Annotated in this window: 13 protein-coding genes; 8 read left to right on the forward strand and 5 right to left on the reverse strand. The window is 66.4% G+C overall.

Annotated features, from left to right (window positions below):
- Positions 1–104 precede the first annotated feature (104 nt).
- Both BMY35_RS32665 and BMY35_RS32670 read right to left on the reverse strand, forming a co-directional pair.
- Positions 105–530 (reverse strand): organic hydroperoxide resistance protein, encoded by a 426-nt coding sequence (locus tag BMY35_RS32665; RefSeq protein ID WP_093058675.1) that lies wholly within the window; start codon positions 528–530, stop codon positions 105–107.
- A 105-nt stretch (positions 531–635) separates the two neighbouring features.
- On the reverse strand, positions 636–1,091 hold the full coding sequence (locus tag BMY35_RS32670) for a MarR family winged helix-turn-helix transcriptional regulator (protein ID WP_093208350.1): 456 nt from the start codon (positions 1,089–1,091) through the stop codon (positions 636–638).
- A gap of 195 nt (positions 1,092–1,286) precedes the next feature.
- On the opposite strand from BMY35_RS32670, the gene BMY35_RS32675 reads away from it, so the two are divergent.
- The 3 genes from BMY35_RS32675 (at position 1,287) to BMY35_RS32685 (ending at position 4,277) form a co-directional block, all read left to right on the forward strand.
- Positions 1,287–2,321, forward strand: coding sequence for a MerR family transcriptional regulator (locus BMY35_RS32675; RefSeq protein WP_093208353.1), 1,035 nt, complete (start codon positions 1,287–1,289; stop codon positions 2,319–2,321).
- A 94-nt stretch (positions 2,322–2,415) separates the two neighbouring features.
- Positions 2,416–3,762, forward strand: a complete 1,347-nt coding sequence (locus BMY35_RS32680) for a S41 family peptidase (RefSeq protein ID WP_093208356.1) — start codon at positions 2,416–2,418, stop codon at positions 3,760–3,762.
- Positions 3,759–4,277, forward strand: coding sequence for a hypothetical protein (locus tag BMY35_RS32685; protein WP_093208358.1), 519 nt, complete (start codon positions 3,759–3,761; stop codon positions 4,275–4,277). The genes BMY35_RS32680 and BMY35_RS32685 overlap by 4 nt, the downstream gene beginning before the upstream one ends.
- On the opposite strand, the gene BMY35_RS32690 is transcribed toward BMY35_RS32685, so the two are convergent.
- Together BMY35_RS32690 and BMY35_RS32695 are read right to left on the reverse strand one after the other, a co-directional pair.
- The gene (locus BMY35_RS32690) at positions 4,267–5,103 is read right to left on the reverse strand and encodes an ABC transporter permease (protein WP_093208361.1); all 837 of its coding nucleotides are present in this window, start codon (positions 5,101–5,103) and stop codon (positions 4,267–4,269) included. The genes BMY35_RS32685 and BMY35_RS32690 overlap by 11 nt on opposite strands.
- 117 nt (positions 5,104–5,220) lie before the next feature.
- Positions 5,221–6,168 carry an ATP-binding cassette domain-containing protein gene (locus BMY35_RS32695; RefSeq protein ID WP_093208363.1) on the reverse strand — a complete coding sequence of 316 codons (948 nt, stop codon included), beginning with the start codon at positions 6,166–6,168 and terminating at the stop codon, positions 5,221–5,223.
- Between the two features lie 64 nt (positions 6,169–6,232).
- On the opposite strand from BMY35_RS32695, the gene BMY35_RS32700 reads away from it, so the two are divergent.
- The 5 genes from BMY35_RS32700 (at position 6,233) to BMY35_RS32720 (ending at position 9,836) form a co-directional block, all read left to right on the forward strand.
- Positions 6,233–6,607 carry a hypothetical protein gene (locus tag BMY35_RS32700; protein WP_143043018.1) on the forward strand — a complete coding sequence of 125 codons (375 nt, stop codon included), beginning with the start codon at positions 6,233–6,235 and terminating at the stop codon, positions 6,605–6,607.
- A 94-nt stretch (positions 6,608–6,701) separates the two neighbouring features.
- The gene (locus BMY35_RS32705; RefSeq protein ID WP_093208368.1) at positions 6,702–7,544 is read left to right on the forward strand and encodes a hypothetical protein; all 843 of its coding nucleotides are present in this window, start codon (positions 6,702–6,704) and stop codon (positions 7,542–7,544) included.
- Positions 7,541–8,230 (forward strand): hypothetical protein, encoded by a 690-nt coding sequence (locus BMY35_RS32710; RefSeq protein WP_093208370.1) that lies wholly within the window; start codon positions 7,541–7,543, stop codon positions 8,228–8,230. The genes BMY35_RS32705 and BMY35_RS32710 overlap by 4 nt, the downstream gene beginning before the upstream one ends.
- Positions 8,227–8,829 (forward strand): hypothetical protein, encoded by a 603-nt coding sequence (locus tag BMY35_RS32715; protein ID WP_256230288.1) that lies wholly within the window; start codon positions 8,227–8,229, stop codon positions 8,827–8,829. The genes BMY35_RS32710 and BMY35_RS32715 overlap by 4 nt, the downstream gene beginning before the upstream one ends.
- Positions 8,826–9,836, forward strand: coding sequence for a nucleotidyl transferase AbiEii/AbiGii toxin family protein (locus tag BMY35_RS32720; protein WP_093208372.1), 1,011 nt, complete (start codon positions 8,826–8,828; stop codon positions 9,834–9,836). The genes BMY35_RS32715 and BMY35_RS32720 overlap by 4 nt, the downstream gene beginning before the upstream one ends.
- Here the strand turns inward: BMY35_RS32720 and BMY35_RS32725 are convergent.
- Entirely contained in the window at positions 9,826–10,716 is an 891-nt protein-coding gene (locus tag BMY35_RS32725) for a LysR family transcriptional regulator (protein ID WP_093208375.1), read from the reverse strand. The two genes, BMY35_RS32720 and BMY35_RS32725, sit on opposite strands and share 11 nt — an antisense overlap.
- Positions 10,717–10,720: the final 4 nt, after the last annotated feature.

A 10,720-nucleotide genomic window follows, 5' to 3' on the forward strand; every position in this document is an offset into this window, starting at 1 on the left:
GCCATCGCGCGGCGGGTTTCGGCGTCACCCGTGAGACATCGGCGGGCATGAAAAAAGCGGCCCGGCTTGTGGCCGGGCCGCTTGTTCGTGTGTGCAACGCGCGTTTAGGCAATCGTCAGTTCGACGTCGATGTTGCCGCGAGTAGCGTTCGAGTAGGGGCAAACTTGGTGAGCGGTATCAACCAGCTTTTGCTTTGCATCTGCGTCAAGGCCGGGCAGCGTGATCGCCAGCTTCACGGCGATGCCGTAAGCAGCGCCGCCGTTCGTCGGGCCGAGGGAAACGCTGGAGTCGATGGCGACGTCTTCCGGCACCTTCACGCCGATCTTCGGGCCGACGGCCTTCATCGCGCCGATGAAGCAGGCGGCATAGCCGACCGCGAACAGCTGCTCGGGGTTGGTACCGGGCTTGCCGGAACCGGGCGAGCTCAGCTTGACGTCGATGGCGCCGTCGCTGGACTTGCCTGCGCCGTCACGGCCGCCGACGGTGTGGGCTTCTGCGGTGTAGAGGACTTTGTCGAGCTTGGTGGTCATGGTGATTCCTTTGGTGATGATGAAACGGAGGGAGGGTGGTGAAAAGGCTTCGTTCTCTCTTGATTGATGGGATCGACCGAAGCGGGAGAAAAATGGTGCGATGCGTCAGGCTGCCTTCTTGATGCGGTCGCGCAGCGTCTGGATCTGCTGGGTGAGCGAAATCAGTTCGGGCACCGAGCACTCGGCGGCAGCCATCAGGCAGGCCGGCACGTTCGATGCGCGGCTCTTGAGCCTGCGCCCGGTGGATGTCAGCGTGATGTGCACTCGGCGCTCGTCGGCCACGTCGCGCACGCGGGCCACGTAGCCGCTGGCTTCGAGCCGCTTGAGCAGCGGCGTGAGCGTGCCCGAGTCGAGCGAAAGGCGTTCGCCGAGCTCGGAGACCATGAGGCCGTCCTGCTCCCAGAGGGCGAGCATCACGAGGTATTGGGGGTAGGTGAGCTGCAGCTTTTCCAGCACCGGCTTGTAGAGCCGCGTCATGGCCAGCGAGGCCGAATACACGGCAAAGCACAGCTGGTTGTCCAGCTTGAGCATTTCGTCGGCGGAGACTTGGGTGGAGCGCATGGGTCGAATTGTAGCGAGCAATTAGATTGTGTGCAATCTAATTTGCAAGCGTCGGTTTCTGCAAGGGCTACAGTCGGCCGCGAACGGGCATTCTGAACCCGCAAGGCTCATGGGCCAAATCTTTCGGCTCCACCTGTTGACCCGGCCCCAGGGGCAGCCCCTAAAAAGAGAAAACTGTCGAAAAAGGTTCTCTTCATGCCATCCACCACCCGCTTTCTCAGCCCATCGGAAGCCGCGAAGCGGCTCGGCGTTTCCGCCAAGGCCTTGCGGCTCTACGAGCAGCGCGGACTCGTGGCGCCCGGCCGGACCGAAGCGGGCTGGCGCACCTATGGCCAAAAGGAGCTCGACCGCGCCGCGGAGATCGTCGCGTTGCGCGCGCTCGGCTTCAGTCTCGCGCAGGTCGAACGCGTGCTGGACGGCAATTCCAGCGGGCTGGAGCCGACGCTCGCGGCACACCAGGCAGCGCTGGAGTCGCAGCTTCGCCAGCTCGCCAACACAGTCGAGAAGGTCCGCGGACTGCGAAGCGATCTGATGCAGGGCCGTGCACCGACCATCGACGAGTTGATGGACCTGCAGGCACCGTCGAGCGAAGTCCGCGTCGCATTCGAACTCCCGTGGCCATGGGGCGGAGAACTCTTCGAGCTGCGCGACATCCGCTCGCTGAACTACATCATCGGCCCGCTCGGCAGCGGCAAGACCCGGCTGGCGCACAGCCTCGCCGAGGCACTGCCCGATGCGGTCATGCTGGGGCTGGAGAGACTTGAGGACGGCGGGATTGCCGCGGCGAAATCGCTGCTGGAAAGCGACCCTCGCCTGAAGTCCCGCGTCGACGAGGCGATGGCCTGGCTCGTGGAAGACGGGGCCGGCACATCGGATGCCCTGATCGCGCTGCTCGTCGGGCTGGAAGCCGAAGGGCCCGACGCTTTGGTCGTGGACATGATCGAACAGGGCCTCGACCACGCAACCCAGGAAGCGCTGATCGCCTGGCTGCGCCGCCGGGGCCCCGATGCGCGCGCCCTCTTCATGCTCACCCGCTCCTGCGCCATCCTCGACCTGTCCGCCGTCGGGCCGGACGAGACCATCATCCTCTGCCCCGCGAACCACAGCCCGCCGGTGCAAGTCGCACCGTACCCCGGTGCGCCGGGTTACGAAGCGGTTGCCACCTGTCTGGCTTCGCCTGAGGTGCGGGCCCGGACCGCGGGAGTTGTCGCGTTGAGGCAGCTGGGTTGAATGCGAACCGCGTTTACGGCGCAGCTTGCGAAACCTCAAGGGCTGGCAGCAGAGGCTTGGGGGTGTATGGCAGGATTTGCCCCGAGCCGCATCGATGACGCGTCCTTCGATGAACAAAATGCCCATCTTCAGAAAAAACTATCTCGGTATCCTCGTTGTCGTGACTACCGCCCTCGCTGCGAACGAATTGAGCGCGGCTGAACCGGAAAGCCAGCTCTCGCTTTTCAAGCGCGAGAGTTCTCCTTTCGTCGTTGCCAGCGAAGAAAGCCGGACGGCGGAGGTGTTCAAGTCGCCGAGGTGGCGGGCCTTTGTCGATACGTTGGACCGTGAGCTTGAAGTGCCTCCGGATCGCGCGACCCTGGAGTCGGCGTGTCGAAAATCCATTCACTACGTTACGTTGACTAGCGCAATCCTGCTGACCGACGAATGCATTCGCCAGGCCTTGGCCACAGTGGATCCCGCAGGCACCTATACGCCGCCGGGCCGGTTCGAGAGCCGTGAGCGCGAGCGAAAGCGGCCGCGAGGAGCGATGGGACTGGAGTTTCTGTCGAAGAAGCTGGAGGGCGAGCCGATCAAGGTAATCGGAGTGATTCAGGGCGGCCCGGCCGCCAACGCAGGCGTGCTGGCCGACGATCGCATCGAGGCTGTCGACGGCGTCTCAATTTTTTCGACAGGATTGGACGACACCCTGGACCTGCTGCGCGGTGAACCGGGCTCGACGGCCGTGGTGAAGATCGAACGGCAAGGACAATCGCTCGAGCTGCCTGTGCGACGCGACGTCATCACCATTTCTTCGGTGCGAACCGAGCGTCTTGATGGCGATGTGCTCTACGTGCGTATCTCGCGCTTGCAGCGCGGGGTCACGGCCAACGAATTCGTCGCCAAGCTTCAGCGGGAGTTGACGGCCACGCCGAACAGGCCCAGGTTGTGGGTCCTGGACTTGCGCAACAACCTCGGAGGTTCTCTGGAGGAAACCGCTGCGGTTGCCTCCCTGTTCGTTCCGCCGGAGGAGGCAGTGTTGAAGACTTCCTCACGTACAGAGGGAATCACGACTGTGACGGTCCCGGCGAGCGAATTCCGTGATCGAATCTCCGCGACCCTCACGGGTGATTCGTTGAGGGCGATCCCCGTCGTCGTTCTGGTAGATGGCCGCACTGCGAGCGGCGCGGAGGCTCTCGCCCGGCTAATGCGGGAGCGACTGCTTGCCAGGGTCGCGGGCAGCGCGACCGCAGACTTCGACAACGTGACGAAGGAATTCAATCTACATAACGAGGCGGCCGTGCGCGTAACGGTCGGCAGGTTTTTGAACGCCGCGGGCCAGCGTTGGAATCCCGGTGGCGTTCCCATCGAACTTCCGTTGGCGAACACACCGGGTGCGGCGTTCGGCGACCTGTCAAAGGACAGCCCGCTCGCAGGCGCTGTCGAACGCTACTTGAAATGATGCTTCCGCAAATCAGATTGCCTGCCGCGTCACTCACCGATGTCGAGGCCATACAGATCGCATTTCCGGATGCGCCCGAATGGAGCAAAGTCTCGCTCGACACGCTGCTCGGTCTGGCACGAGGCTTCGATGAAGAGCCGTCCTGCGCAGGATCGGCGCTGACGGAGCTGGCGCAAAGAGGCAGCCCCGAGGTCACAGGGCTCTGCCGGGCGATCCTCGAAGCGAAGAGCCCGGACGTGTGGCTGCATGCAACGGCTCTTTCCTTGCTTCTGTCAGCGGACTGCATGGCGGGGTTCGATGCAGCGATGCATCTTGTCGACGACCGTTCACCAGTACTCCTGAACGAGGTGATCGAAGCGCTGAACTACGAGCATCAGGGCGATCTTCGCAACGAGGTGCATCGTCACCCCATCGTTCCTCTGGTTCAGCGATGCATCGCCGGTTTCAATAACGAAGAACTGAAATTTCGGGACCTGTTCATCGCCAATTTCGGCGCTGGTCCGCTCACGCCCTGAACCGCTTCCGCGTCAACGACAGCGCAACCCAGAACGACGCCACCGCATACACCGCCAGCACCACCGCGTGCACCCACCAGCCGGCCGGCCACTGGTCCATGAAGAGCGGTCTCACCAGCGCCACCGCGTTCGTCAGCGGCAGCCACGCCGCCACGGCCTGCACGGCCGTGGGCAGTTGCTCCAGCGGAAAGAACACGCCGCTCAGGAACATCATCGGCGTCATGAACAGCGTGAAGTAGTAGGTGAAGAAGTCGTAGCCCTTCGCCAGCGCGTTGAAGATCAGCGCGATCGACGAGAAGGTGATGCCCGCGCCGATCAGCACCATCCAAGCGACGACGAGCTTCGGGCTGTGGCTGATGCCCAGCCCGAGCATCACGAACAGGATCGCCGTCACGGTGAAGATCGACTTGAACGCCGCCCACAGCATCTCTGCCAGCACGATGTCGTCGAGGCCGACGGGCGCGTTCATGATGCCGTCCCAGGTCTTCTGCACATGCATGCGCGAGAAGGCCGAGTACAGCGCCTCGAAGCTCGCCGCGTTCATCGCGCTCATGCAGATCGAGCCGCTCGCGAGGAACAGGATGTACGGCACCTTCACGCCGTCGACCGACACCTGCCCCACCAGCGCGCCCATGCCGTAGCCGAAGGCCACGAGCCAGATCAGCGGTTCGGCGATGTTGCCGATCAGGCTCGGCAGAGCGAGCTTGCGCCACACCAGCAGGTTGCGCAGGAACACGGGCCACCAGCGCAGCGAGAGTTCGGGCGGGCGCCATGGCGAAGGCGAGGGAGGCGTGAGTGCCGGTGCCGCACTCGAGACGTTGTTCATGGTTGCTGCTCCATTTCAGAAATACCGCGGAACCGGCTTTGCCGGGCCGCAGGTATTGCCCCCGGCGAGGGGGTTGGCGGCCACACGAAGTGGGCAAGCCTGGGGGGGAACCTCATTTCAGCCGTCCTCGCGAATCTGACGGCCCGTGAGCTTCAGGAAAAGGTCTTCGAGATTCGCGGGCCGATGGAATGTGCGCAGTCCGCTGTGCCGCGTCAGCGCGTCGAGCAGCCTGCGTGCGTCCTGCGTGTAGAAGAACACCGTCTCGCCGCTGACCTCGACGCGCGCGGCCATCGCCTTCAGCTCGGCCGATTCCGCCAGCGACAGCGCGCCGTTGCCGTACACCTCGACCACGTCGGGTTCCAGGTGCTCGGCGATCAGGTCGCGCGGGCGGCCCTCGGCGATCTTGCGGCCGTGGTCCAGCACCAGCAGGCGCGAGCACAGGCGCTCGGCCTCGTCCATGAAGTGCGTGGTCAGCAGGATCGACTTGCCCTGCTGCAGCAGCACCTGCAGCCGCTCCCACATCAGGTGGCGTGCCTGCGGGTCGAGCCCGGTGGTGGGCTCGTCGAGCAGCAGCAGCTTCGGATCGTTGACCAGCGCCCGCGCCAGCGAGAGCCGCCGCCGCATGCCGCCCGAGAGCTCGCCCGGCTTCGCGTCGGCCTTGTGCGACAGCGCAGCGAATTCCAGAAGCTGCGGTACGCGCGCACGCACATGCGCCTTGCTGAAGCCGAAGTAGCGGCCGTACACCACGAGGTTCTCGGCGCAGCTGAAGTCTGGGTCGAGCGTGTCGAACTGCGACACCACGCCGAGCTGAGCCTTGATCGCCAGCGCGTCGTGCGGCATCCGCAGGCCCAGCGCGGAGATGTCGCCGCCGTCGGGCGCGGTGAGGCCCAGGCACATGCGGATGGTGGTGGTCTTGCCCGCGCCGTTCGGGCCGATCACGCCAAGGCATTCGCCGGGCGCGATCTCGAACGACAGGTCGTTCACGACCGTCGTGTCTCCATATCGCTTGTGCAGGTGGCTGGCGTGGAAGAGGGGAGGCTGGGTGGAGGAGGGTGTAGGCGGCACGCGGCCATTCTGACGCAGCCGCGCGGCGGGCGTCCCATCGCTTCAATCGATGGACAATTCGCCGATGTCCAGAGCAACTTCATGGTGGTGCGTGGCCTGCCTGGCCGTCGCTGCGGTGCAGCAGGCCGTGGCGGCGACGGCGGCGCCGGCCGATCCGAAACAGTGCGAGCAGCTCCATGCCGTCGCGAATGCGAGCCCTGGCTTCGTTCCACGCTACGGCGCGGTCGTGGTCGGCACCGGCCGGGCGCGCCTGTACACGGCACCCGACGCCGCCTGCGACAGCGGCAGGTTCCTGATTCCCAAGGACCGCGTCACCGTCTACACCCCCTACAAGGAGTGGGTTCAGGTGCTGTTCATCCATCCGAAGACGGGCGAGGACACTATGGGCTGGATGCTCGACAGCCGCCTGAAGACGACAGGCACCATGGGCCCTCGATAACCCGGGGCGGATCGCGTGTCCGGCGGCTGCAAAATCGCCGCACCGATCGATCGATCGATCAATGGATGGCATTGCACCGGGGGGAGGCCCAAAGATGCTGCGTTTCTGGCTCGCGCTGACGGCCTTGCTGCTGCTCGGTGCCTGCGCGCCTTTTCACAGGCCCCTGGCTGCCGCGGACCGCAACAAGGTCCAGGAGGTCGACCTGCGTGTCGTCGTCGCGCAGGAGAGCTTCATGTTCTCCGCCCAGCCCCCGGGCGTGAGCGCGGCCACCGGCGGCGGGCTGATCGGCGCGCTCATCGATTCGTCGGTGCAGCAGTCGCGCCAGAAGGAAATGAGCGCCGAGGTGCAGGCCATCGTCGGCCCGCTGCTCGACTACGACTACCGCACCGAAGCGGGCCGGGCGCTCGAGGCGCAGCTGACGGAGCCGAGTTCGTTTCCGTTGAAGATCCGCTCCTCGGAGCTGCTTCCCGCCATGCCGGTCAAGGCCGAGCACGAGGCCCGCATCGCCGCCACGAAGAACGGCCCCGCGTACATGGTGCTGTTGCTGCAATACGCGCTGGAACCCGGGCTGGGCGCATTCACCACGCGCACATCGGCTCTTCTCTGGCAGGGCGGCAAAAGCGAGCCCTCCTACCGCGCCGCCGTCATCTTCCAGACGCCGGTGGGCGGCGTCGCGCGTGGCACCGTCATCCGCCGCCTCACGGCCGACGACGGGCAGGTGCTGCGCGGCGTGATGCGCGATTCGATGGCCCAGACCTTGCATGCGGTGGCGCTCGATGTCGCGGGCGTCCGTTCCGGTGCGGTGAAGACCGCACGCTTCAACGTCAACGGCTCCTGGGTGACGCTGGCCGGCCCGAGCTTCGACGAGCGGCCGGGACGCGTGCTGTTCCGTGACCAGGACGGTGCCCTTTACTCGGTCAGGAGCGCAGCCCCATGACGCCACGCCACGTATCGCGGGCCGCGGCCGCCCTCGGTGCCTTTTCCGCGCTTCTCGGCGCGCCCGGCCTGTCGCATGCGCTGACGGAGACCGAGCCGCTTCCCATGGTGTACGAGCCGGCGCCGGAGCCGGCGGAGCGGCCCAACAGCACGCCGGTCGCGCAGCTGCGCGTGGCGAGCGGTTGTACGCTGTACCTGCCGAAGATCGACGACGTGCGCCTCCACAAGGCCAGCGTCGGCAACCTGACCGTCATGATGCCCACGCTGCACGCCACGCCCCTCGCGGTGCAATCCATCCAGGGCGGCAGCGACGCCGGCGCCTGGACGCGCAGCGCGCTGCAGTCGGCGAGCCGCTACGGCTTGCGGGTCGTGACCGCCGCGCTGCCCGCATCGGGCAATGCGCGGCAGGTGACGGCCGACGTGGCTCTGCGCCTGGCGCATTCGTGGTCGGCCGGCCTGAACCTGGTCTCGCACGTCGTGCTGCAGGCCACCTACCGCATGCCCGGCACCGAAGCCGTCGTGCGCCAGTACCACGGCATGGGCACGCGCACTAACTGGGCCAACGGCAACGGCGAATTCATGTCGGTGCTGAACCTCGGCATGGAAGAGGCGGTGCGCGGCATGGTCAGCGACGCGGCCGCGCTGTGCGACGGCAAGCCCCTGCCCTCGAGGGTGGCCGCGCCATGAAGACGATTCCGCGGCTACGCAAAGGCCGGCTCGAACTCCACCTGACCTGCGGCGCGATGGAGGCGGCACGGATTCCTTCCTTCGTCGAGGTGTGCGAGCAGGTGGGGCTCAAGCCGCTGCTGATCGACCTCGCCCACGGCGAGCAGAAGCAACAGCCCATGGCCACCACCTGGCTGCGCGGCGACCTGGCCGAGGCGAAGGCCGAAGCGGTGGCGCTCGCGCAATGGCTGGCTCGCGCGGGCATGGCCGTGCTGCGCGTGAAGGTGGAGGCTCCCATCCAGGGCCACGAATGCCTGAGCCGGCCCGACGAGTACTTCGAATGGCACGGCAAGCTGCGGGTGCACGACGCCTTTGCGTTGCAGCACCTGTGCGAGACGCACGGGGCGCGCCTGTCGCGCAACAGCCTGAAGGGCGAGACGGACGCGCGCTTCGTCACGCTGCGCAGCCGCGAAGCGCTGGACGGCTTCAAGGCCCGCGTCGCGGCATTGGCCGACCAGCTGGAGCGCCAGGGCTGGCCGCTGCTGAAGCAGGAAACGGAGATCTGCCTGCTCGACAGCCGGGAGTCGCTCGACGCAGGGTGGCTGGAAGCCTCTGCATGACCCTGCTGGCAACGCTGGCGGGCATCGAGAACGAAGCCCGGCGCACCGGGGCGTCGGTCGAGCAGGTGAGGGAACTCGTCCTGCTCGAAGGTTTCATGCGCCGTGCCGCATGGGTCGGCGGCCCCTTCATGCTCAAGGGCAGCCTCATCACGCGCCAGTACCTGAGCGGGCCGGAGCAGGACAACGAACGCCTGTCGCGCGACATCGACTGGGTGTGCACCGAGCCCTTCGACCGCGAGCGCAGCGCCCGGCAGCTGAATACATGGGCGCAGTCCGTGACCACGGTGTGCCTCGACGACGGCCTGCATTTCCGTCCGTTCACCGAGAACGCGTTCTGGCGAATGATCGACTACGCGATGGACGACGACTTTCCCACCGTCAGCACCGACATCGACGGCTGCGTGCTCGACGGCGATTCGCAGACCCCGCTGCACCGCTTCAGGCTGGACGTGAGCTTCAACCTGAAGCTCGACCCTCCGCCCGTGCCGCTGCACTACCGGCCCTGCCTCGGCGAGGCGTTCCATCTGCCGAGTACCTGCGCGCTCGACCTGCAGATCGCGTGGAAGCTGCACCAGTGCCTGGTGCGGCCGCGCTTCAAGGACCTGCTCGACCTGATGTGGCTGGTGCCGCACAACCCTGTCGATGCCGACGCGGTGGGCCGCGCACTGCGCGCCGAGTGTGCTCAGGACAAGGCCGACATGGGGCGGCTGCGCTACCTGTTGAACGGCGACATGCCGCGGCACCCCGAGTTTCCCGGCCAGCGTGCCGTGAAGACGACGGCACAGGCCTGGGAGTACTGGCGCCACGGACGCATGGCCAACAAGATGGGGCAATGGCAGGTCGCGGTCCACATCGGCGAGCCGGCCAGCGTCTGCGTGTCGCGAGTCGATGCCCTGCCCGGGCAGCTCGAGGAATTTCTCGCGCAGCTGCACGAGGCCTTGCACGGCCTGGTTACGGCGCTGTTGCCCAAGGCATCGCCGCGACGAGACGTCTTCCTCAAAGCCTGAGCCCGCAGAACTCCGCCTTCATCCATTCGATGAACGCCCGCGTGCGCGCCGGCAGCAGCCGTGCGTTCGGATAGATCACGCTCACCGGCCGGGGCGGCGGCTCGAAGTCTTCGAGAACCAGCTTCAGCCTTCCCTGCGCCACGTGCGGCATGACCTGGTACGAGAAGAAAGTGCCGAAGCCCATGCCTGCCGCGCACGACTCGATGGCGGGCGCGAGGTGGTTGAACTCCAGCCGGTTGTCGGGCATCACGCTGATCGCCTTCCCGGCCTCGTAGAACTGCCATTGCGCGGGCGCGTCCACCCGTCCGCGCACGCAGGGCGCGCCGTTCAGCTCGCGCGGATGCGTCGGCGTGCCGTGCCGTTCCAGGAAATCGGGGCTCGCGACCAGCACCCGGCGGATGGTGCCCATGGTCTGCGCGACGAGCGAGGAGTCTTCCAGCGGGCTGATGCGGATGCCCACGTCGATGCCCTCGTCGAGCAGGTTCACCGTGCGGTCGTACAGCCGCACGCTGCAGCGCACCTTCTCGTAGCGCTTCATGAAGCGCACGATGGCCGGCGCCACGTACATGTGGCCGAAGAGCACCGGCGCGGTGATGGTGAGCTGGCCCGCCGGCTCGCGCGCCTCGGCTTTCAGCGCGAGGTCGGCGGCGTCGGCCGCGAGCAGCACCTCGCGCGCGCTCGGCAGGTAGCTGCGGCCTTCCTCGGTGAGCGAGAGGCGGCGCGTGGTGCGGTGGAAGAGGCGCACGCCAAGGTGGGCCTCCAGTGCGGCGAGGGCGCGCACCACCGCCGGCAGCGAGGTGCCGAGCGCCTCGGCGGCGCGGGTCAGGCTGCCCTGGTCGGCAATCTGCACGAAGGTCTGCATGGCCTTGAAGCGATCCATGGGG

Origin of the sequence: Variovorax sp. YR750, from assembly GCF_900109805.1 — a bacterium.
In the GTDB taxonomy this organism is placed as follows: Bacteria; Pseudomonadota; Gammaproteobacteria; order Burkholderiales; family Burkholderiaceae_C; genus Variovorax; species Variovorax gossypii.